Raw genomic sequence first — 22461 nt, 5'->3', positions numbered from 1 at the left:
CCCCTACCTGGCCTAAGCTAGGCCGAACGCAAGGCGTCTTTCGCCTGGTAATTGAAGTATTCTGCGGGGAATTAGGAGCCGTTCAACGAGCACACGACCGCGGCGGCAAACTGCCAGCCGCCCCGGGGGCGTAGGTGGCGCAACTCTCCGCTCCCCATGCATTACTCGCTCACCCTTGCCCTCGCCCTCGGCACCGTTCTCGCCGGGCAGGCGCAAACCGTTAAACCCCATTCGTCCGCTGCTTTGCTGGCCATGCAAGTTGAGTCCGGCTCCCCCGCGCCGGCCCCGGCCCAGACCTACCGCCTAGCGGGTCGCGTGTTCGACCCCCAGGGCAACCCCCTCCCCGGGGCTACGCTACTGGTCAAGGGCACCAACCGGGTAGTGAGCACCGACGCGGCGGGCAACTTCACCCTGGACCTACCCAGCCGCACGCCCAACACCCTGGTGGCGGGCTACGGCGGCTGCGAGGATCAGGCCCTTGCCTTGGGCCCCAACCAGCTTCAACTCAACGTGCACCTGCGGCCGATTCTGGCCGATGGTCTCGATCAGGCCCTGCGCGTAGGCGACTTTGCGCCCGACTTCGACCTGCCGACGACCGCCGGCACCACCTTCAAGCTCAGCGAGCACCGCGGCCACCCCGTGGTGCTGTACTTCTACCCCAAGGACGGCTCGTCGGGCTGCACCAAGGAGGCCTGCTCGTTCCGCGACCAGTACGAAGACTTTTCGGCCCTGGGCGCGGAGGTCATCGGCATTAGCTCTGATTCCGAACGCTCGCACCGCCAGTTCACCGCCAAGTACGACTTGCCCTTTCCGCTCCTCAGCGACAACGGCGGGCAGTTGCGCAAGAAGTACGCCGTGCCCCGCGCTGCGCTGGGCCTGCTGCCGGGCCGAGTCACCTACGTGCTCGACGGCGAAGGGCGCGTGCGCTACGTGTTCAACTCCCTCAACGAGGCCAACGAGCACGTGCTCAACGCCAAAACCATCCTGCAAGGCTTGTAAGGCCCTAAAACCGGTAAACCGGTGAACCGCCCATTAGGCGGTTCACCGGTTTACCGGTTTTGCCCCCCCCGGTGGGCAACGGCATTTCGCTCCGGGGAGTAGCCGCGTTAGGGCCCCGGATGGCTGGCCCGGGGCCCTAACTCAAGCGGAAGCGCACGTACTTGATGGGCACGCCCACGGCGCGGTACTTGCCCTCAAAGTTGGTTTGGATGGCCTGGGCCTCGGCGAAGCCGGGGCCCTGTTCGGCGTACAGGTCGCGGGTGCTGGCTTCGATGGCCGTGCCGGGGCGGGCGGCCAGCATTTCCAGGGTGTAGTCAAACAGGCCGTCGTTGTCGGTTTTGAGGTGCAGCGGGGCCCCGGCGGCCAGTAACTCTTGGTACTGGTTGAGGAAGCGCGGCGAGGTGAGGCGGCGCTTGATGTCGCGGTCGCGCGGCCGCGGGTCGGGGAACGTGATCCAGATTTCGCTCAGCTCGCCGGGGTCGAACTGGGCCGTGAGGGCCTCGGCCCGGGCCCGCACGAAGCCTACGTTGGCCAGGCCCAGGGCCGCGGCCCGCGTGCTGCCCGACCACAGCCGCTCGCCCTTGATGTCGAGGCCCAGGAAGTTGCGCTGCGGGTGGCGCTCGGCCAGGCCCACCGTGTACTCGCCCTTGCCGCAGCCCATTTCCAGGGTCAGGGGGTGGTCGTTGTGGAAGAAATCGGCCCGCCAGCGGCCCCCCAGGGTTTCAAATTCTGGCTTACCCGGCTCAATGACGTCGGGGCGGGTGGCATTATCAGCGAAGCGGTGGAGTTTGACGCGGGGCAAGGCAGGGAAGGCGTGAATGGACGAATAAGTGAAGGGGACGCGGGCTGACCGTACCGTAGCGCGGGCTTTATAGCCCACGGCCCTCGCTTCGTTCGGGCGCTAATAGCGAAACGACCGGTCAGCGACGCGGGCTACGAAGTTCGCGCTACAGCTTATTGGTACAGCTCGGCTACCTCCGCCACCACAAAGGTGCTGCCGCCAATGAACACCACATCGGCGGGCGCGGCGGCGGCGCGGGCGGCGGCCACGGCAGCGGCCACCGGGCCGTAGGCGCGGCCTTGCAGCCCCGCGGCAGCGGCGCGGGCCGCCAGCTCGTCGGCCGGCAGGGCCCGGGGGATGTCGGCTTGGCAAAAGTAATAGGTGGCCTCGGGCGGCAGCAGCGCCAGCACGGGGCCCACGTCCTTGTCGTTCACGGTACCAATGACGAGGTGCAGCCGCTCGTGCGGCACTTGCCGCAGCTGTTGCATTACCAGGCGCAGGCCGGCCTCGTTGTGGCCCGTGTCGGCCACCACCAGCGGCGCGTGGCCCAGGATGCTCCAGCGCCCGCGCAGCCCAGTGAGGGCCCCCACCTCGCGCAAGCCCTGGCGCACGGCGGCCTCGGGCAAGGCAAAGCCCTGGGTACGTAGCTCCTCCAGCACGGCCAGCACACCGGGCAGGTTCAGGGCCTGGTAATCGCCGAGCAGGCCCACGGCCACACCGGGCAGATACGGGGCCCCGGCGCGCGTCACGTCGAATTGCTGGGTGCCAGCCGCCGCATCCGCTGGGGCCCCAGCGGCGGCCGGCACCACGGCGTAGGCGCGGTCGGCCCAGGTGAGGGGCGCAGCTTCGGCGGCGGCTTTGGCGGTGAACACGGCCGCTACTTCGGCCTGCGTCTGGCTGACGACCACCGGCACGCCGGGCTTGATGATGCCCGCTTTCTCACCTGCAATTTCGGGCAGCGTATCACCCAGCATCGCCTGGTGGTCGTAGCTGATGTTCGTGATGAGCGACACAAGCGGCGTGATGACGTTCGTGGAGTCGAGCCGGCCGCCCAGGCCCACTTCCACCACGGCCACGTCCACGGCCTCATCGGCGAAGTAGCAAAAGGCCAGGGCCACGCACATCTCAAAAAACGAAGGCTGCACTTCGGCAAACAGCAGGCGCCATTTCTCCACCCAGGCCACGAGGTAATCGGGGGCCAGCTCCTGCCCGTTCAAGCGCACGCGCTCGGTGAAGGCGCGCAGGTGCGGCGAGGTGTAGAGGCCCACGCGGTAACCGGCGCTTTGCAGCACCGCCGCCAGCAGGTGCGAGCTGCTACCCTTGCCATTGGTGCCCGCCACGTGCACGCTGCGGAAGCGCCGCTCGGGGTGGCCCATGGCCGCCAGCAAGGCCTCGGTGTTGCCCAAGCCCTTCTTGAAGCCCGCCGCCCCTACCCGCTGGTACATGGGCAGTTGCGCATAGAGAAAGCCTAGCGTTTCTTCGTAATTCATGGGGTGGCAAGGGGCCCCGGGCGCGGCGGCCGGCCGCCCGCAACGGGTGCCGCGCCGGTGGTAGCGCCTGGGGCCCCGCTAGTTTATTGAACCGAAATCTTGAACGTGTAGAAGCCCGTGGCCCCGCCGGTGCCGTTGTTGGTGCGCCGGAAGCTGGCGTTTTGCAAGGCGTCGCGGCACAGTTTCTCCTGGGCCGGCGATACGTTGCCCGACACCTTGGTGACGCCTTCCACCTCCCCGTTCTCGTCGATCTTAATCTTGAAACGCACGATGCCCGAGTTGTCGTCGATGGCCGCCACCTTGGGCACGGCCGCGGCGGCCCAGCCGCTCATTTCCAACCCGTCGCCGGCGCCGTTGCCGCGGCCCCGGCCACTGCCGCCACCCGAACCGCCGCCGTCGCCATCGCCGCCGCCGTAGAGCGATTTGGCGTTGAGCGAGCCGCGGGGGTCGCCTTGGTCGCCCACGGTGCCGGGGCGGTCGCCGTTATTGTTGCCGGTGGGCGCGGTGCTGGTGCCGTTCACGCCGTTGCCACCGCCGGTGGCCGTGCCCTTGGGCGAAAACGTGACGGCCACCTTGCGGGCTGGCTTGGGTACTTCCTTCACTTCCTCCTTGGGCGGCGCGGGCGTAGCCACCACGGGGGCTGTCACAGGGCTTTCCTCGGCCTCGCTGGTGATGAGCTTCTCAGCGGCCGGGGGCGTGGGCGTAGCCTGGGCCACGGCCGTAACGGGCCGGGGCTCGGGGGCGGCGGCGGGCGGGCGGCTGTCGGCGCGGTTGGGCGAAGCGTTGGCCGTGGCTGTGGTTTGCACGTCGCCGCTGCCGGCGGCGTCTATGCCGTAGTTAAGCTCTACCCCGCCCCCGCCGGGCGTGGCCATCTCGTCGAGCGGCGGGTCGGGGCCCTTAAACACGGTGAACAGGCACAGCAGCACCAAGGCCACGTGGATGGCCACGGTACCAATCAGGGCCTCGCGGCGGTGCTGTTCGGGATAGTCGAGAGCCATTTTATTGAGCTGTTAGCTTATAGCTATTAGCCGTTAGCTTTTTTATTGCTGATACTCAAACGTGAGCTAACGGCTATAAGCTAACAGCTTAGAGAAAACCTTACTTACCGGCCGCCTGCTGGGCCTGGGTGGCCATGACCATTTTGATCTTCAAACGGTTCCCGATTTCGAGGATATCCACCAGCTTCTGCACGTTTTGCGAGGCATCGACGCGCAGCACCACGGTGGGCGTGTCGAGGTTGTTTTGGCCGATGAGGGCCGTCAGCTCGGTTTCCAGCTCGGTGGGCTGCACCGGCTTTTTATTCACGAAGTAGGCCCCCGCGGCGTCCACCGATACGGTGATGGGCTGCTTCATCACCTGCTTGCTACTCTTGGCGCTGGGCAGCAGCAACTTGATGACGTTCGGGTTCACCATCGTGCTGACGATGAGGAAGAACAGCATCAGGAAAAACATGATGTCGTTCATCGACCCCGTTTCGACGTGCGAGGTCAGGCGATGGCGGCGGGAGAGGTTCATGCGGTGAATGGGTGAATGAGCGAATGAGTGAGTTGTATAAGAGCCAATAAGCGAGGTGACGCTGGAAACGAAAACCTCCTTCATTCGCTCGTTCACTCATTCACTAATTGTCCTGCAAGATGTCCATGAACTCGATGGCCGAGTTTTCCATGCGGAACACCATGCGCTCGACCAGGATGCTGAGCCAGTGGTAGCCGGCGTGGGCGATGATGCCCACGATGAGGCCGGCCGCGGAGGTCACCATCTTGGTGTAAAGGCCCCCGGCAATCTGGGCAATGCCGAAGTCGCCGGTGGCGTTGATGGCGTAGAAAATCTTGATTACGCCGATGATAGTACCCACGAAGCCCAGCATGGGTGCGATGCCAGCGATGATGCCCAGGATGTTGATGTTCTTTTCGAGGCGCGCAATTTCAATCTTGCCCACGTTTTCCACGCTGGCTTCGATTTCGGTGAGCGGCAGGCCCAGGCGGCGCAGGCCTTTCTCGACCATGCGGGCCAGCGGCGAGGGGTTCTGGGCGCACAGCAGCTTGGCCCCCTGGATGTCGCCCTTCACCATCAGGGCCCGGATGCCGTTCATGAACGACTCGGGCTGCCCCCCCGCCTTACGGATGGTGAGGTACCGCTCCAGAATGATGTAAACCGAGACGAAGAGCAGAATGAACAAGGGCAGCATGATCCAGCCGCCCTTTAGAATAAGGTCGATGAGCGAGAGCCCACCGTCGGCTTGGTTGGCGGCGTTCACGGCCGCGTTCACGGAATCGGGTGCGGCTGAAACCGCCGCGTTGGTAACCTGCAACAGGAAAATGGACATTCGGAGAAAGTAGCTTTGTAGCCTTAATTAGCTAGCACCCAGAGGTCTTTCCCCAGGTGGGTTTGGGTGCGCATGCGCTGCGCCTCGCGCTCGGCCGTCAGCTTGTCGGCGTAGTCATCGATGGATACCTTGATTTTGTGGCCGCTGTAGCGGGGCAGCACCACGCGCGAGCGGTGGCCCAACTTGGCCAGCGCCTGCCGCTGCACCTGCGCCGCCGCCAGCGTGCGGAAGCTACCGCCCACAATGAAGTAACGGCCCGTGGGCGCATTAATTGTAGTGCTGAGCGCCGCGGGTGCGGCTTTAGCCACCGCAGGCGCGGCCTTGGCCACGGCTACAGCGGCCGGCTTAGCTACGGCTGCCACGGGCTTGGCTACCGGCGCGGCGGGCTTGATCACCAGCGCGGTAGGCTTGGTAGCCGCCACGGGTGCGGTTACAATTTTCGCCACAGGCGCGGCGGCGGGAGCAGCGGCGGCCAGCGCATTGGCTTCATCGAGCAGGCTGGGGGCCTCTTCGGTGGGCACTACCAAGGCCACGGGGGCCGCGGCGCTCCAGGTTTGGCGGGCCAGGCCGGCCTGTTGGGGCCCCGGGGTGGCGGGGCGGGAGTCGGCCCACAGGGGAAGGCGGTCTTGCCAGGCCACGGGCAGGTAGCCAGCGTGCAGGGCAAAGAGGTAGTTGGCCGACACCACCAGCCCAGCCACCAAGCCGATGGCCGAGTAGCTGAAGATGCGGCGGCGGGTGGGCCGGGCCGGGTGCAGGCGCGGGGCGGGCAGCGCCTGCGGGGCCCGGGCCCCGGTGCGGGCAGCGGCGCGCACCGGCCGGGCCGCCAGCTCGGGCAGGCCGTAGGCGGCGGGCAGCAGGGTATCGGTGCCGGTGTACTCGAACGAAAGGCCGCGGCCGGCGGCCCGGCGGAACACGCCAATGCCGGGCAGCTCGGTGCGGCTGGTGGCGTCCAAGTCGTGCTGCAGGCCGGCCACGGCAGCGCGCAGGGCCTCGCGGGCCTGCACGGCGGGCACGCCCAAATGCTGGGCCAGGGCGTCCACGAGGAGGCCGTCGTTGCGGGTAAGGGCTTGGTTGAAGGCCACCAGGCGGGCAGGTGGGCTCACAGAATGGCGGTTGGCCTGCATGCGGGCCGGCACGGCATCGGCCACGAGGCCCCCAAAATCCGGAATAATCACGCAGTCGTGGTCGCGGAGCAGGGGGCGGATGTGGTCGGCAAGGTGCATAGAGAGTGGCGTTGGGGGGGCAGCGAGGCAAGGGTTGGCGGCTCAGCTAAGCCTACCGGCGCGGGGCGTTAACCCCCGGCAGTAAGCGCTTCACAATCAACAATTCAACCAGCAACAATTAAATCTTTAAAACGTGTAAGTCACCCCGCCGATGATGTTGATTCCCTTAACGGGGTAGCGGTAAAACCGCTGATATTGGCGGTTGGCGAGGTTGTTACCCATTGCAAAGATGGATAAATTTGACGTAACGCGGTAATCGGCGCGCAGGTTGAGGTCGTAAATCGGGGACGTGGCGCGCAGAAAATCGGCCACTTGGTTGACGTAGCTGATGCCGTAGCTGGCCGAGTAGAAGTAGGTTTCGACGCCCAGCAACAGCTTGTCGGTGGCGTTGTAGGTGCCGAACACGGTGGCCTGGAACTCGGGCCGGCCGTAGGGCTGGGCCAGCGCCCGGGTGCCGTAGCGGTTGTAGTCGGCCCGGGCCCCGAGGCGGAACTTCTCGCCCGTGCCGTACGAGGCCTCGGCGTGCACGTTCACGTTGGTGGTGCCCTCAGCATCGTACACCAGGTTGAACTTGTCCTGGTGCAGGGGGTCGTTGAGGTAGAAATACAGGTTCTTGTCGCGGCTGAAGGTGACGCGGCCGTTCAGGGCCAGGCCGCGGGCCGGGGCGGCGGTAAAGCCCGCGTACACGGTGGGGCCCCGGCGGGTGTCGGCCACGAACACGTTGCGGTTCAGCCAGGGGTTTTCGGCGGTGATGTCGTTGCGCGTGACCCGTTGGATGGCCCCGCCCAGGCCCCCGTACACGGTGAGCTGCTCGGGCACCACGGCGTAGCCCACCCGGATGGCCGGGTACACGGCCCCGCGGCTCACGCCGTTGAGCAGGTCGGAGGAGTAGCCCAGGGTGAGGCCCAGGGCCAGGTTCAGGCGGTCGCGCTTCACCTCGTAGGCCGGCGTCACCTGCACGAAGTTGCGCGAGCGGGTGGCCGAGTCCTTGTCGGTGATGAAGGAGGCGTCGCCGTTGAGCACGAAGCGGCTGTTGTCGCTCAGGGCGTAGCCCAGCTTGGCGTTCAGCAGCACGTTGCTTTCGGAGGCCGAAAAATGGTCGTTCCAGTACTTATAGCCCACGCCCAGGTCGTATTGCAGGGCGGCGCCGGGGGCCTGGTTGCGGGCGTAGGCCCGGGCCCCAAAGCGCGAGAATACCTGCTTAATGTCGCCGGCGTCGGGCGTGGGCTGGGGCACGGGCGAGGTGGCCGGCCCGGTGTAGCCGTAGAAGTTGTAGCGCTCGCGGCTCACATCCAGGGCCCCGCCGAAGGCCGCGTTGCCGCGGTAGATTTCGCCGGTGAGGGCGGCGCTGGTCTGCGACACGCCCGAGTTTTTGCCGTCCACGGGCCCGTTCAGGGAGTTGATGTGCTTGACGTCGAGGCCGTAGCTGTGGTCGGTGCTGCGGGCGCTGTGCAGGTAGGCGCGGCCGTAGAACGTGCCGTAGTTGCCGATGCCCGCCTTAAGGTAGTTGCCGGTGAGGGGCGTCAGCTCCTCTTGCTTAATGGTGAGCACCTGCACCGAGGGCACGAGGCGGTCGGGCGGCAGCCGGAAATCGGGAAAGGTGTAGGCCGGGGCGGCCGCCGATTTGGGCGGGGCGGGCACCGCCACCTTGTCGAAGTTGCGCGGGGCCGTGCCCAGCTCGTTCACGCGGTCCTTCACAATCTCAATCTCCGCTTCCTGAATGGTGCCGCCCTTGCGGGGTTTGGTACCCTGGGCCTGGGCGGGCAGGGCCCCGGCCGCGGCCAGCAGCAGCCCCGCTCCTACTGCGCAGCGTGAACGATGGGTGGTAATATGCTTCATTAACAAGGAAGTAAGCAGAAATTTTTTAATTAAAAAGGATGAATTAAAAATCAAAAGTTGAGCAGTCTGGGGGCCCTACTAAAGGGCCGTTTCGCCCAGCGCGCACCGCGTTTCAAGGGGCCGAATGGCCGGGGGAAGGCGGACAGGCGAAGCTCAATTTTTAATTCGTCCTTTTTAATTTTTAATTGACTTGGTGCTGTCGGGGGCCGGGGCGGCGCGTTGCAGCGAATCGGCGGGGGCCCCGGCGGCGGGGGTGGCGGCCGGCACCAGGCCGCTGCGGGGCGCGGCGGGCGGGTTGCGTGGGGCGGCCGATGTGCTTTTAGCGGGGGCCGATGCGGGCTTGGCTGGGGCAGCTTTGGTGGGCTTGGCGGGGGCCGTTTTGGCCGGCGTAGCGGGCGCCGGGGCCGCGTCGTCGGGGCCCAGGGTTTTCAGCCGCTCGCGGGCGGCGGCCACGATTTCCGCCACCGGGAATTTGTTGTCGACGATGGAGTTGAGCGTGCCGCGGGCCTGGAAGTTGTCGCCCTGGGCGGCGTACACGTCGGCCACCAGCAGGAAGGCCCGGCCCTGCCACAGCTCGAAGTTGCCGAAGTCGCTGTTGTTGCGCAGGGCCGTGGCCAGGGCCGCGTCGTACTGCTTCTGCTTGAATTGGGTGTCGGCCAGCAGGTAGTTGGCCTCAGCCCCCACCACGTCGCCCGGGGCGGCGGCCACGGCGGCGGCCAGCTCGGTGGCGGCCTGCTCCAAGTTGTTGGTGCGGTAGCTGGCCTTGCCCAGGTAGAGCAGGGCGGCGTTGGTGGCGCTGGCGGGGGCCCCGGCCTGGGTGCGCAGCTCCTCGGCCACGCGGCGGGTGGCGGGGTAGTCGCCGCTTTCGTACTCGGCCTTCAGCAGGCCCAGGGTGGCGTTGGCCACCTCGCGGCGGTTGGTGCTGGCCGTGCGCAGGCGGGTGTAGTACTCGATGGCCTCGGGGTAATTCTGGGTTTCGAGGTCGAGGTCGGCGGCGCGGCCCAGGGCCCTGTTCACAAACTCGCTCTTGTTCTCCGTCACCACGGCGCGCAGGCGCGGCAGGGCCTCGGCCTTGTTGCCGGTTTTCAGGTACGAGTCGGCCAGGTAGTAGCGGGCGTTGGCGCCCAGGGCGTTGTCGGGGTACTGCTTGAGGAAGCCTTCCAGGCGCTGGATGGCCTGGGGATACTTCTCGGCCAGGTACAGCGACTTGGCGGCCTCCAGCTCCACGCTTTCGGTGGCCTTGCTGTCGGGGTTCTGGGCCTTGAAGGCAGCCAGGGCCCCGTCGAAGTCCTCCGTTTTGCCCTGCGCGGCCAAGCTTTCCTGCAAGCTGTAGATGGCCTGGTTGGCGGCGTCGGAGCGCGGGAAGTCCGTCAGCACGCGGCGGAAATCGGCCACGGCGGCGTCCTGCTGCTGCAAGTTGGCGTAGGCCACGCCCCGCTTTTGCAGGGCCTGGGGCACGAGCGGGCTGGTGGGCCGGCCGCTGATGAGCTTCGTGAAGCCGTCCACCGCCGGCTGGTAGTCGCCGGCTTCAAACGCCAGCTGGGCCTGCTGGAAGGCGGCCTGCTCGGCGTAGCGCGAGGTGGGGCTGGTGCGCAGCAGCGTGGCCAGGGTCTGGTCGGCCTCGGCGCGGCGGCCCATCTGGCCCAGCGTCACGCCCTTCTGGTAGTAGGCGTAGTCCTTGTCGGAGGCGTTGGCCTGAATCACCTTGTCGTAGCCAGCCAGCGCGGGGGCGTAGCTTTTGGCCACGTAGCTGAGGTCGGCCAGGCGCAGGGTGGCGTCGTAGTAGTTAGCGTCGCGGGTTTTGCTGGCGTCGTCGGCCGCCAGGTAGGCCTGGAACTGGGGCCGGGCCTGGGCGTACTGCTTGGTGTTGTAGTAGGCGTAGCCGAGGCCGTAGCGGGCGCGCTGCTCGAAGGCCACTTCCTCGGGGCTCACGCCGCCCTGGCGCACGGTGCGGGCGGCGGCGGCGTAGGCGGTGGCGGCCTCGGGGTAGCGCTGGCCCACGCTGTAAATGTCACCCTTCAGCACCTGCGCGGCGGCCCGCAGCGCGTCGTCCGACGGATACTTCAGGGACTTGTCCAGCAATGCCAGCGCCGGGTCGTACTGCCCGGCGTTGTACAACGTAGCGGCCTGGGCGTAGGTCACGCGCTGGTAGGTGGCGTTCAGTTTGGGGCCCCGGTCGTCGAGGCCTTCGAGGTAGTCGATGGCCGCGGGGTAGTCGGTGGAGGCTAGGAAGCCGGTGCTCAGCAAGTCGTCCACGGTGGCCTGGTTGGCCGAGCGCGGGAACTTGCGGCGGAAGTCGCGGAGCGCAGTCACCACCTCGCCCTGGTTGCCCAGCTCGGCCTGCACCTGGGCGAGCTTGAGGGTGGCGTTTTCGGCCACGTCCTTCTGCACGGGGCCCTGGCGGGCGGCCTCAAAGGCGGTGACGGCCTGGGGCTTCTGGCCGGCTTGCAGGTAGCTCAGGCCCAGGTGGTAGGCGGCGTTCTGGCCCAGCGTGTCGCGGCGGGCGGCCACGGCGCGCAGGTTGGTAATGGCGCCCTTGTAGTCGCCGGTTTTGTAGTTGGCGAAGCCGATTTTGTATTGCAGCGCCGGCTCAATCTTGTTTTTGTGGGCGGCCGCGTACTGGTCGTAGTAGCCCACGGCCTCCTTGTAGTCCGTTTTCTGGTAGTAAGCGTCGCCCACCAGCAGCTGGATTTCGTCGGCGTTCTGGGGCGGCGGGGTTTGGCGCAGGCGGGGCGTGGCGTAGGCAATCAAGCCGTCGTAGTCGCCTTCCTTGTAGTAAATCTGCGTCATGATGGCCGGCACCACGGGCTTGTAGTCGTCGTTCTGCTCGGCCACGGCCAGGTCGGCGCGGGCGGCGGCGTAGGCCCCGGCGCGGTAGCCGAGGTAGCCGGCGTAATAGGCGCTGGCGTAGCGGTAGGGCCCCTGGGCCTGCTTGCTGCGGTCGAACAGCAGGCGGGCCTGCTCGTAGTCCTTCTGCTGGAAGTAGCTGTAGGCCAGCTTAAAGTCGGACTCGGCCCGCTGCGCGTCGCTCAGGTTGGCGGGGGCCACCTTTTGGAAGTAGGCCACGGCCTGCGGGTAGTTCTGCTGGTCGAAGTAGAACTTGCCCAGCTCGAAGTAGGCCACCGCAGCGCGCGGGTGGGCCGGGTGGGCGGCCACAAAGGCCAGCACGCGGCCCTCGGCGTCGGGGTGCAGCAGGTAGAGGCCGCTCACGGCGTCGTAGTACTCGGCGTCGGCGGTGCGGTCGCGGGCCAGGGGTTCCTCGCGGCCAGTGCGGCGCGGCTCCACGGCCAGGTACTGCTGGAAGGCCAGCTGGGCGGCCCCGTACTGCTGGCGGTCAAAGAGTTCGAGTCCTTCCTGGAAAAACCGCTCGTCGCTGGCAAACACCTGGGTTTGCTGGGCCAGGGCGGCCGCCGGGGCCGCCGCCGTGAGCGTGGCGGCCAGCGCCAGCCGGGGAAATAGCTTCATCGGGAAATGGTAGCGTGAAGGGGCCGCGAGGGGCCCGGGGAGGCATCAAAAGTAGACAAAAATGGCGCGCGTTGGCCCGGCGGGCCTTTTCGGGCCCCGGGCCAACGCGCGCCGGGTGGTTTTTGGTGTGCGCCGGACGAAAGTGGGGAGCACAACAAAAAGACGGATGAATGCTAAATACGGGTCATCCTGAACGCAATGAATGGCCCAAGGAAAACCGAACGCTTGGCGGTAACCTATGAATTATTGCGCATCGTTCGGCTGCCTTTGGGCCGCTCATTGCACTCAGGATGACAGTTTTTCAAGCATTCCTGCCCCGATTTTAGCCTACTACAACTGGTGCACCAGCGGCTGGATGAGGCGCTGGTACACGTCGCGCACGGCGGCCAGCTGCCCGACTTCGAGGGCGGGCAGGTCGGCGGCGCGCAGGTTGCTGGCGAGCTGCTCGGGGCGCGAGGCCCCCGGAATTACGCAGCTCACCTCGTCCGACATCAGCACCCAGCGCAAGGCGGCGGCGGCCAGGGCCCCCTCGCCGGGGAACACGGCCTTAAGCTCCTCCACGGCGGCCACGCCGGTGGCGTAGTCCACGCCGGCAAAAGTTTCGCCTTTGTCGAAGGCGGCGCCGTCGCGGTTGAAGTTGCGGTGGTCGTCGGCCGCAAACTGGGTCTGGGGCCCAAACTTGCCCGTGAGCAGGCCGCTGGCCAGCGGTACCCGCACGATGATGCCCACGTCGCGGCGCTTGGCCTCTTTGAAGAGCAGCTCGGCCGGGCGCTGGCGGAACAGGTTGAAGATGACCTGCAGCGTGGCCACGTTGGGGTACTCCAGGGCCTTGAGACCTTCCTCCACGCGCTCCACGCTCACGCCCAGGTTTTGCACCTTGCCTTCTTCCTTTAGCTTGTCGAAAAGCTCGAAGATTTCGGGGCGGTAGAACACGTCGGTGGGCGGGCAGTGCAGCTGCACCAGGTCGAGGGTGTCGAGGCCGGTGTTGCGCAGGCTGTCCTCCACAAAGCCGCGCAGGGCGGCGGGCTGGTAGGCTTCGTTGGTGTGGGGCTGGAGGCGGCGGCCGCACTTGGTGGCCACGAAGATGCGCTCGGACCGGCGGCGCACCAGGCGGCCCACGGCGGCCTCGCTGGCGCCGTCGCCGTACACGTCGGCCGTGTCGATGAAGTTGACGCCGGCGTCGGCCGCCGCGTCGAGGATGGCGTCGGCGGTGGCGTCGGAGAAGGGTTCGCCCCACTTGCCGCCCACCTGCCAGGTGCCGAGGCTGATTTCAGAAACAGAAAAACCGGTTTTGCCGAGGGTGCGGTAGTGCATAGCGGAAAGGGAAAAGAAAGGCGATGGAAAAGCCGCGCGGCCCGGCCGGGGCCCCGCGCTAAGTCCCATTAACGTACTTTGGCCGCCGCCGTTCGATTCTTTATGCCCGCTCCTGCCCCGCCCTCGCCCGTCATCCGCGTCTCGCACCTCACCAAGCGCTTCGGGGCCCAAGTGGTGGTGGATGACCTCTCGTTTGAGGTGGCGGCCGGCGAAACGCTGGTGCTGCTGGGTCCCAGCGGCTGCGGCAAAACCACGCTCCTCAAAACCCTCAATCGCCTGATTGAGCCCGACGGCGGCACCATCGAAATCAACGGCCGCGACGTGCGCCAGCAAGCCCCCGAAGCGCTGCGGCGCGGCATCGGCTACGTTATTCAGCAGGTGGGGCTGCTGCCGCACTACACCGTGGCCCAGAACGTGGGCGTGGTGCCCGGCCTGCTGGGCCGCCCGGCGGCCGAAACCGCCGCCCGCACCGCCGCGCTGCTCGAGCGCCTGCACTTGCCCGCCGCCCGGTTTGCCGACATGCTGCCCGCGCAGCTCTCGGGCGGGCAGCAGCAGCGCGTGGGCCTGGCCCGCGCCCTGGCCGCCGACCCGCCCGTGATATTGCTCGACGAGCCCTTCGGGGCCCTCGACCCGATTACGCGCGCCGCCGTGCGCCGCGACTTCCGCGAGCTGGACGAGCTGCGCCGCAAAACCGTGGTGCTCGTGACCCACGACGTAACCGAAGCGTTCGAGCTAGCGGACCGCATCATGCTGCTCAACAACGGCCGCATTCAGCAGCTGGGGGCCCCGCGCGAGCTGCTGGAACACCCGGCCAACGACTTCGTGCGCAGCTTCTTCCAGGCCGAGCGCCTGGCCCTGCAAATGCGCGTGACCACGCTGGCCGAGGTGCTGCCCTTCGTGGAATCCACCGGCCCGGGGGGCCCAGCGCCGGCGCCCGCCGGGGCCCCCGCCCTGCCGGCCACCGCCAGCGTGCAGGCGGCCGTGGCGCTGCTCGGCGAAACCGGCACCGGCCACCTGCGCATCGAGGGGGCCCCGCAACCGCTGGCGCTGGGGCAGCTGCTGGCCGCCTTCGGGCGGGCGCTGGGGCAGGCCGGGGCGGGCGGCGGCTAAGCAAGGGCCGGCCGGGCCCCACGGAAAATCATCAAACCCACAGCTTCGGCGCAGTTGCTTTGCGGCTGCGGGCCGCGGCGGGTGCCGCCCGGGCCGTATCGGCCGGGGCCCGGCGGGCGTAAAGACCACTCATTCTGGCGAATCACGAATCATTATGACGAAGCTGATTGCGATTGAAGAACACTTCCTGACGCCGGCCATCCGGGCGGCCTGGGCCGCTTCCGCCATCGGGCAGGACGGCACGGCGGCCCTCGACCGGGGCGAAATTGAGGCGCGGCTCGACGAGCTAGGGCCCCAGCGGCTGGCCTTGATGGACGAGAGCGGCGTGGACGTGCAGGTGCTGTCCGTTACTACGCCCGCCCTGCACAACCTCGACCCCGGCCCCAGCGTGGGGCTGGCCCGGCAAACCAACGACCTGGTGGCCGCCACCATCGCCCGGCACCCCACCCGCTTCCAGGGGTTTGCCACGCTGCCCACCGCGGCCCCGGCGGAGGCGGGCCCGGAGCTGGCGCGCAGCGTGACGCAGCTCGGCCTGGCGGGCGCGATGCTGTGCGGGCGCACCCGCGACAAAAACCTGGACCACCCCGACTTTCGGCCCCTGTTTGAAACGGCCGCCCGGCTGGGGGCCCCGCTGTTCATCCACCCCCAAATTCCGCAGCAGGCCGTGCGGGCGGCCTATTATTCGGGCTTCGGCGAGGCCGTGGACACGGCTTTCGCCACCTTCGGCCTGGGCTGGCACTACGAGGCCGGCATTCAGTTCGTGCGCCTGGTGCTGGCCGGCGTGTTCGACGAGTTTCCGACGCTGCAAATCGTGCTGGGCCACTGGGGCGAAGTCGTCCTTTTCTACCTGGAGCGGCTGAACGCCCTCGCCCGGGTGGCCACCCTGCACCGGCCCATTGCCGACTACTTCCGGCAAAACCTGTACGTGACGCCCAGCGGCATGTGGAGCCCGGCCTACCTGCAGCGCGCCCTGGAAATAGTGGGCCCCGAGCGCCTGCTCTTCTCCACCGATTACCCCTACCAGTACAAGCCGGGCGGCCAGGCGCGGAGCTTTTTGGAGGAAGCAGCCCTGCCCGCCGACCAAAAAGCGCTGTTCGCGCACGGCAACTGGGAGCGCCTCACCCAAGCCATAAAGCGCCAGTAAATACTTTGCTGCGCCCCACCCCACCTGGGGGCTGCCAGCTAAGCCAAATAAGCCAGCACGTCCACCAAGTGCTCGACGCGGTGAAAACTGAGGCCGGCCAGGCGTTCGGCGGGCACTTCCTCGTGGATCCAGGTGGTGTGGTAAGGCACATGGATGGCGGGGGCCCCCAGGGCCAGCACCGGCAAAATGTCGGACTTAAGCGAGTTGCCGATCATCAGGAAATCGGCCGGGGCCACGCCGTGCCGCGCCAAAATGCGCCGGTAGGTGGCCTCGTCCTTCTCGCTCACAATCTCCACGTGGTCGAAAAAGTCGCCCAGGCCCGAGCGCGCCAGCTTGCTTTCCTGGTCGAACAAGTCGCCCTTGGTGAGCACCATCAGCCGCTCGCCACGCCGCCGCAGCTCGCCCAACACCTCCATCACGCCGGGCAGCGGCTCGATGGGAAAGTCGAGCAGGCGCTTGCCCAGGTCGAGCAGCTGCTGGATTTCGCGCCCCGTCACGGCCCCGTCGGTGAGCTGAATGGCGGTTTCAATCATGGTCAGCATCAGCGATTTGGCGCCGTAGCCAAACAGGTGCATGTTGGCGCGCTGCACGGCGTAGAGCCGGGCGCCGATGGCGTCGGCCGCGCCGCACCGCACTAATATCGCCGCTAGCTCGGCCTCCACGCGGTCGAAGTGCGGCTGGTTGGGCCAGAGCGTATCGTCGGCGTCGAAGGCAATGAGCTGGGGCCGGGGCATTAGAACGGAGCGTGAACGGGCAAACATGAGCAAACCGGCCCCCACGGGCCAGCCAGGGCCCAAAAGTACCGAACTTGCGCCCCATGAAGCAGCCCATTGACCTGGCCACCTGGCCCCGCCGCGAGCATTTCGAGTTCTTTTCGGCGTTCGACGAGCCATTTTTTGGGCTGGTGGCCGACGTGGACGTCACCGCCGCCCGCGCCGAGGCCCGGCGGCTGGGCGTGTCGTTTTTCCTCTACTACCTCTACCACGCCGTGGAAGCCGCCAACGCGGTGCCCGAGTTCCGGCACCGCATCGAGGGGCCCGGTCAGGTGGTGGCCTACGACCGGGTGCACGCCTCGGCCACCGTCGGCCGGCCCGACCACACGTTCGGCTTTTCCTTCATCGAGCAGCAGCCCAGCTTGGCCGATTTCGTGGCCGGGGCCCAGCTTGAAATTGCGGCCGTGCAGGCCACCCGGGGCCTCAACCTGACCGAGCGCACCGGCCGGCCCGACGTGCTGCACTGCTCGGCCGTGCCGTGGACGCGCTTCACGGGCCTCACCCACGCCCGCAGCTTTCGGCACCCCGACAGCTGCCCGAAGCTTTCCTTCGGCCAGGCCCATGCGCACGGCGCCGGCCTGCGCATGGCTGTGGCCGTGAACGTGCACCACGGCCTGGCCGACGGCTACCACGTGGGCCAGTTCCTCGACGCGTTTCAGCAGCGGCTGAAGTAGCAGCGGCCGGGTCCGTTTGTACCGCCAAGCTGTGCTTGGCGGTACAGAACTCGTACACCACACTGGAAACCGTTCTAGCCGCGGCCGGCGGCTGGTGCGCACCTTTGCGGGGCCCCGCCCGGGGCCCCTTCTCCGCATGAACACCCTGACCGAACTCTTCGCCTTTTGGCACGAACAAGCCGGCAAGCTGGGCCAGCAAACCCTCCAGCACGTGGCCCTTACGGCCGCCGCCCTGCTGCTGGGCGTGGCCGTGGGGGTGCCCGTGGGCCTGTGGCTCACGCGGCGGCCGCGCTGGACCCCGGCGGTGCTGGGCGCGGCCGGCGTGCTGCAAACCGTGCCCAGCATCGCCCTGCTCGGCTTTCTAATTCCGCTGATGGGCATCGGGGCGGCGCCGGCCATCCTGGCGCTGCTGCTGTACTCGCTGCTGCCCATCATCCGCAACACGGTGGCCGGGGTGCAGGGCGTGCCGCCGGCCGTGGTGGAAGCCGCGCGGGGCCTGGGCTTCACCGACGGCCAGATTCTGCGGCGCGTGGAGTTGCCCCTGGCCCTGCCCGTGCTGATGGCCGGCATCCGCACGGCCACCGTCATCAACGTGGGCGTGGCCACGCTGGCGGCCTACGTGGCGGCCGGCGGGCTGGGCGAGTTCATCTTCGGCGGCATTGCGCTGAACAACCCGGCCATGATTTTGGCCGGCGCCATCCCGGCCGCCGCCCTGGCCCTGGCCTTCGACGCCGGCCTGGGGGCCCTGGAGAAGCTCTCGGCCCGGCGGCTGCGGGCGGTGGGCGGGGCCCTGCTGCTGGCGCTGCCGGTGCTGGCCGCGGGCTACTGGCTGCCCCAGGCCGCGGGCCGGCTGCGGGCGGGCTTCAGCCCCGAGTTCATCGGGCGGGCCGACTGCCTGCCGGGCCTCACCAAAGCCTACGGCCTCGTGCGCTTGCCCAACGTGGTGCTGGCCCCGGCCCTGGTGTACGAGGCCGCCCGCGCCGCCAACGTGGACGTCATCGACGGCTACTCGACCGACGGGCGCATCCGGGCCTACGGCCTGCGCGTGCTCCGCGACGACCGCCACGCCCTGCCGCCCTACTTCGCCGCGCCCGTGGTGCGCCCCGCCCTGCTGCGCGCCCACCCCGAGCTGGGCCCCGTGCTCAACCAGCTCAGCGGCCGGCTCTCCGACTCGGCCATGACGAACCTGAACTACCAAGTGGACTACCAGCACCGCGAGCCGCGGGCCGTGGCCCTGGCCTGGCTGCGCCGCCAGGGCCTGTGGCGGGCGCCGCGCCCACTGCCACCCGGGGCCCCGGTGGTGCGCCTGGGCTCGAAGATTTTCGCCGAGCAGTACCTATTAGTGGAGATGTACGCCGCCCTCATCCGCGGCAACACCGACTTGGGCGTGGCCACCAAAACCGGCCTGGGCGGCACCACTATCTGCTTCGAGGCGCTGCGGGGCGGCGAAATCGACCTCTACCCCGAGTACACCGGCACGGGCCTGCAGGTGCTGCTCCAGCCCTCGCCGGCGGTGCTCGACTCGCTGGGCGGGCGGCCAGCGGCAGTGTTCCAGTACGTACAAGCCGAGTTTCGGCGCCGCTACGGCCTGGAGTGGCGCGCCCCACTGGGCTTCAACAACGCCTACTGCCTACTCATGCGGCAGCAGCAGGCCGGGGCCCTGGGCATCGCCAGCATTTCTGATTTGGGCGGCTACCTGCGGCGCTAGGGCCCTGGGGCCCCTGCCCTGCGGCTGGGCGGCCGCGGGCCCACTGCTGGCCAGGCCTTCGCCCCGGCGGGTGGGGCCCTGGGCGGGGCTAACAACGGCGGCCGGCCAGCGCGCCGCGGGCACCGAACACGCGGGGCTAAACGCCGCCCGCGCCGGGCTGTTCCCAGTCAGCTTTTAACACGGCCATCACGATTTTGTCGTGGAACTGGCCCCGCCGGCAACAGGCCTGGCGCAGGCGGCCTTCCACTAGGAAGCCGGCTTTCTCGTAGGCCCGCCGGCCCCCAGTGTTCGGTTCCGAAACGGTGAGCATGATCCGGTTGAGGCCAAGCGCCGCAAAGCCCTGGGCCAGGACCTGCTGCGTGACCGCCGTGCCCACGCCCTGGCCCCAAAACGACTTCTCGCCGATGAAGATGAAGTACTCCCCCGAGCGGTTCGTGTGGGAAATGCCCGACAGGCCGGCGTAGCCAATCAGGGCGTTCGTGTCTTCGGCGTAGATGCCCAGGTTGAGGCAGTTTTCCTGCCGCAGCGTGGCCGCAAACCAGCTGTCAATCTGCGCGTTGGTCTTCAGGCTTTGGAAAGTTGACAACGAGTACTCGATGGCCTCCGGGTCGCGGATCCAGTCGTAGAAGCAAGCGGCCTGGTCCGGCTGCAAGGGGGCCAATTTTACCATCGTTTTCTTTTTTCAAAGGTAGTCCGGGCGCTTCGCGCAGCGCGAGCAGACTGCCACGGAAGCGGTGATTCTGCCCACGCCGCCTTGGTTAACAATGCCCCGTGGGGCCCCGGCAACCCCGCCGCCTCAGCGGGGGCGGATTGGCCGCCGGAGCGCCAGCCCGCCCGCGGCGCCCACCGCGCCCACCCCCAGCAGCAGCTGCCAAAGCCCCGCCCGTGCGCCGCCGGTATCGGTGGGGCTGGTGAACGTGTGGCGGGGCAGGCGGGCGTAGTCGGCGTGGGTGAAGGGCACCTGCCGGAACAGAAAAGGGTAGTAAAAGGCCCGCAGCGCGTCGTGGTAGCGGGTGGCGCTGTGCTGGAAGGCCAGGTGGGCGGGCAAATCGGTGCCGGCCAGCGCGTGGAGGCTGGTTTGCAAAGCAACGGCCGGCGAGAGCCAGCCCAGGCCCGCCCCCAGCGCGTGGCGCTGGCGCAGGCCCCCGGCGTAGGCCCCCGCCAGCGGCGCGGCCGACTGGTCGCCCAAGTACTGAAAGGCGTAGTACCAGCGCCACGCAAACCGCTCGCGGATGGCGGCCGTGTCGCGCCACTGCGGGTACGCGGCGTAAAACCGGGCCATGGTTTCGGACTTGGGCCGGTCCCAGCCCCCGTGGATGGCCTCGCGCTGCTGCACGGTGAGGGCCAGGCCCTGGGGCACGGGCCGGGCCGCGGCCACGTACACGTTCAGCAGGCCCGGCACCAGCACCAGCAGCAGCAGCCACGCGCCCAGCAGGACCACGGCGTTGAAGGACGAGCTACGCTGCCAGGCCGCGACGAGCAGGCCCACGCCCAGCCAAAACCCGCCGTACAGCCCCACCAGCGCCAGCCACAGGGCCACCCGGCCGTCCAGCGGCACCCGCGCCCAGGCCAGCCCCGCGGCCGACAGCCCCAGCGCCAGCCCCAGCACCAGGGCCCCGCGAAACGCCAGCTTGGCCGCCACCAGCTGCCCGGCGCGCACGGGCTGGGCCAGCAGCAGCGGCAAAATGCCCTGCTCCCGCTCTTCCGACAACAGGTTAAAGCACAGCGCGATGACGTACAGCGGCAGCAAGTACACCAGCACAAAGGCCAGGTCGAAGTTGCCGCTGAGCGCCTTGGTGGGGTTCACGTTTTCGGTGGCGTAGAGCTGGCCTTGCAGCCCCAGCAGGCGCAGCTGGAGGTAGTAGGGGTGCACGTCGCGCTGGCCCAAGGCCAGGCCGGCCCAGGGCGTGGGCCGGTGCACGGCAAAGGTGTGGTGGTAGTACCCGATTTCGCCCGCGTCGGCGGGCCCCGGGAACTTGGCTTGCAGCTCGGCGGCGTGGCGGCGGGCCAGCGCGGGCAGCTCGGCCAGGTGGCGGCGCTGGCGCCCGATTTCGGTGGTGCCGTAGTAGATGCCGTAGCCGCCCACCAGCAGCAGCAGGCCGGTGAGCAGCACCAGGCCCCGGGCGGCCCGGAAGTGCCGCCACTCGTAGTAAAACAGGACGCTAAACGTTCTCATGGCCAATGCGCTAAACCTTACATTTTCATCTTATCGAGCCGGCGCAGGCCCAGCCAGCCCAGGGCCCCGGCCCACAGCAGCAGCGCCAGCGCCGGCCCCAGCAAGTGGCCCAGGGCCCACCCCAGCCCCGGCGCTTGGTAGGCAAAGGGCGGAATGGCCCGCCAGGTGGCCGCGCCGAGCCGGCGCTCCTTGTCGCCGTAGCCCATGCCGGCCTGCAGGGCGTTGAGGCGTTGCACGAGCTGGTAGCGGTAGGCCTCGGCGGCCTGCTGGAAGTGCACGTAGTGGGCAAAGTCGGACCCCGCCAGGCCCATCGACAGGGGCCGGATGGCCTGGTACGGATTCAGCAGGCCGGCCCAGGCCGAAAGGGCGTTCTGGCGCTCGTAGGTGCGGGTGAGGGCCGCAAAGTGCCGCTGGTACACCCGGCTGCTGTAGGCCTCGCCCGCGGCCATCGTCAGGCCGGCCACGCTCACGGGCAGCTCCTTTTCGGTGGCCACGCCGTAGCGCCGCAGCAGCGAATCTTTGAGGGCGGCGGCGCGCCGGTCCTGCGGGTCGTGGCCGTTGAGGCCGTGCTGGGCCTGCTCGTGCACGGCGGCGTCGAGCTGGGCCTTGGTGGGGCCCGGGTGCAGGGCGGCCCCCAGGTTGGCCGTGGCCTTGGGCAGCACGAGGCAGCCCACCATCCAGGCGCCCAGCAGCAGCACCAACGCCGTGCGCGAGTGCCGCTGCCCGGCCGACACCAGCACCGCCCCCGCGATGACGACGAAGAAGTACACCGCGTAGCTCAGGGCAAACATCGCCAGCCGCCCGGCCAACGCCAGGGGCCCCGCGCCGGCGCCCGCCCCCGCGGCCAGCAGCCAGGCCGCCAGCGCCAGCGCGGGCCCCACCACCAGGGCCGCGGCCCGGCCGTAGCCCACAATTTTGCCCCAGGCCAGCTGGCGCATCGTCACGCCCTGGCTCAGCAGCAGCGGCAGGGTGCCGGCTTCGCGCTCCTCGGTGAAGGCCCCGAAGCACAGGAATATGAGCAGCAGCGGCACCAGCGTTTGCAGCACGAAGGCCACCGTGAGCTCGCCGAACCGCAGCAGCGCGCCCGCCTGCTGGGCGGGGCTGAAGTTGACGCTGTTTTGCTGGTGGGCCTCCAGGTACACGGCCGTGCCGGTGTAGGCGTTCAGGCCCGCGTCGAGGAAGCCCAGGCCCGCCACCGGCCGGAAGGCAAACGAGCCGTAGTGCGCCACCCGGTGCGGGTGCCGGCCCGGCTGGTGCCGAAACTGCTCGTTCACCATGTGCTGGGCGGCGGCGCGCGCCTGCTGCGCGGCGGCGGCGGCGCGGCGGCCCACCAGCGTGGCGGCCAGCAGCAGGGCCAGCACCAGGGCCCCCAGCACCACGAAGCGCCGGTCGCGCCGGATGCTCACAAATTCCTTCTGGGCAATGCTCGTCACCATCGG

Annotated in this window: 18 protein-coding genes; 5 read left to right on the top strand and 13 right to left on the bottom strand. The window is 68.3% G+C overall.

Annotated features, from left to right (window positions below; all coding sequences use genetic code 11):
* Window positions 1–156: 156 nt before the first annotated feature.
* Window positions 157–999, top strand: coding sequence for a redoxin domain-containing protein (locus EAH73_RS11685; RefSeq protein WP_140466683.1), 843 nt, complete (start codon window positions 157–159; stop codon window positions 997–999).
* A 136-nt stretch (window positions 1000–1135) separates the two neighbouring features.
* Here the strand turns inward: EAH73_RS11685 and trmB are convergent, their stop codons facing one another.
* From trmB to EAH73_RS11640, 9 genes are all read right to left on the bottom strand, one after another.
* The gene (gene trmB / locus EAH73_RS11680) at window positions 1136–1801 is read right to left on the bottom strand and encodes a tRNA (guanosine(46)-N7)-methyltransferase TrmB (protein WP_140466681.1); all 666 of its coding nucleotides are present in this window, start codon (window positions 1799–1801) and stop codon (window positions 1136–1138) included.
* A gap of 152 nt (window positions 1802–1953) precedes the next feature.
* Window positions 1954–3270 (bottom strand): bifunctional folylpolyglutamate synthase/dihydrofolate synthase, encoded by a 1317-nt coding sequence (locus EAH73_RS11675; RefSeq protein ID WP_140466679.1) that lies wholly within the window; start codon window positions 3268–3270, stop codon window positions 1954–1956.
* Between the two features lie 83 nt (window positions 3271–3353).
* Window positions 3354–4268, bottom strand: a complete 915-nt coding sequence (locus EAH73_RS11670) for a hypothetical protein (RefSeq protein ID WP_140466677.1) — start codon at window positions 4266–4268, stop codon at window positions 3354–3356.
* A gap of 100 nt (window positions 4269–4368) precedes the next feature.
* Window positions 4369–4785, bottom strand: a complete 417-nt coding sequence (locus EAH73_RS11665) for an ExbD/TolR family protein (RefSeq protein ID WP_140466675.1) — start codon at window positions 4783–4785, stop codon at window positions 4369–4371.
* Between the two features lie 103 nt (window positions 4786–4888).
* Complete coding sequence (locus EAH73_RS11660; RefSeq protein WP_140466673.1) at window positions 4889–5596, bottom strand: MotA/TolQ/ExbB proton channel family protein; 708 nt, start codon at window positions 5594–5596, stop codon at window positions 4889–4891.
* A gap of 23 nt (window positions 5597–5619) precedes the next feature.
* On the bottom strand, window positions 5620–6819 hold the full coding sequence (locus tag EAH73_RS11655; RefSeq protein WP_140466671.1) for a hypothetical protein: 1200 nt from the start codon (window positions 6817–6819) through the stop codon (window positions 5620–5622).
* Between the two features lie 126 nt (window positions 6820–6945).
* Complete coding sequence (locus EAH73_RS11650) at window positions 6946–8658, bottom strand: hypothetical protein (RefSeq protein WP_140466669.1); 1713 nt, start codon at window positions 8656–8658, stop codon at window positions 6946–6948.
* Between the two features lie 174 nt (window positions 8659–8832).
* Window positions 8833–12123 (bottom strand): tetratricopeptide repeat protein, encoded by a 3291-nt coding sequence (locus EAH73_RS11645; protein WP_140466667.1) that lies wholly within the window; start codon window positions 12121–12123, stop codon window positions 8833–8835.
* Window positions 12124–12453: 330 nt separating this feature from the next.
* Window positions 12454–13437 (bottom strand): aldo/keto reductase, encoded by a 984-nt coding sequence (locus EAH73_RS11640; RefSeq protein WP_140466665.1) that lies wholly within the window; start codon window positions 13435–13437, stop codon window positions 12454–12456.
* 102 nt (window positions 13438–13539) lie between these two features.
* Here EAH73_RS11640 and EAH73_RS11635 point away from each other — a divergent pair, with 102 nt between their 5' ends.
* Window positions 13540–14547: an ABC transporter ATP-binding protein gene (locus tag EAH73_RS11635; protein ID WP_140466663.1), complete on the top strand. Its 1008-nt coding sequence runs from the start codon at window positions 13540–13542 to the stop codon at window positions 14545–14547.
* A 154-nt stretch (window positions 14548–14701) separates the two neighbouring features.
* Entirely contained in the window at window positions 14702–15691 is a 990-nt protein-coding gene (locus EAH73_RS11630) for an amidohydrolase family protein (RefSeq protein WP_140466661.1), read from the top strand.
* 38 nt (window positions 15692–15729) lie between these two features.
* Here the strand turns inward: EAH73_RS11630 and EAH73_RS11625 are convergent, their stop codons facing one another.
* Window positions 15730–16425: an HAD family hydrolase gene (locus tag EAH73_RS11625; RefSeq protein ID WP_140466659.1), complete on the bottom strand. Its 696-nt coding sequence runs from the start codon at window positions 16423–16425 to the stop codon at window positions 15730–15732.
* Window positions 16426–16508: 83 nt separating this feature from the next.
* On the opposite strand from EAH73_RS11625, the gene EAH73_RS11620 reads away from it, so the two are divergent.
* On the top strand, window positions 16509–17138 hold the full coding sequence (locus tag EAH73_RS11620; protein ID WP_140466657.1) for a chloramphenicol acetyltransferase: 630 nt from the start codon (window positions 16509–16511) through the stop codon (window positions 17136–17138).
* A gap of 136 nt (window positions 17139–17274) precedes the next feature.
* Entirely contained in the window at window positions 17275–18846 is a 1572-nt protein-coding gene (locus tag EAH73_RS11615) for an ABC transporter permease/substrate-binding protein (RefSeq protein WP_140466655.1), read from the top strand.
* 136 nt (window positions 18847–18982) lie between these two features.
* On the opposite strand, the gene EAH73_RS11610 is transcribed toward EAH73_RS11615, so the two are convergent.
* From EAH73_RS11610 to EAH73_RS11600, 3 genes are all read right to left on the bottom strand, one after another.
* The gene (locus EAH73_RS11610) at window positions 18983–19516 is read right to left on the bottom strand and encodes a GNAT family N-acetyltransferase (protein WP_140466653.1); all 534 of its coding nucleotides are present in this window, start codon (window positions 19514–19516) and stop codon (window positions 18983–18985) included.
* A gap of 126 nt (window positions 19517–19642) precedes the next feature.
* The gene (locus EAH73_RS11605; RefSeq protein ID WP_140466651.1) at window positions 19643–21022 is read right to left on the bottom strand and encodes an ABC transporter permease; all 1380 of its coding nucleotides are present in this window, start codon (window positions 21020–21022) and stop codon (window positions 19643–19645) included.
* A 17-nt stretch (window positions 21023–21039) separates the two neighbouring features.
* Window positions 21040–22458: an ABC transporter permease gene (locus tag EAH73_RS11600; protein WP_140466649.1), complete on the bottom strand. Its 1419-nt coding sequence runs from the start codon at window positions 22456–22458 to the stop codon at window positions 21040–21042.
* Window positions 22459–22461 lie beyond the last annotated feature (3 nt).

It is taken from the genome of Hymenobacter nivis, from assembly GCF_006439025.1.
Lineage (GTDB): Bacteria > Bacteroidota > Bacteroidia > Cytophagales > Hymenobacteraceae > Hymenobacter > Hymenobacter nivis_A.
The sequence above is the reverse complement of the archived record's forward strand: the minus strand, read 5'-3'. Positions and strand labels throughout refer to the sequence as shown.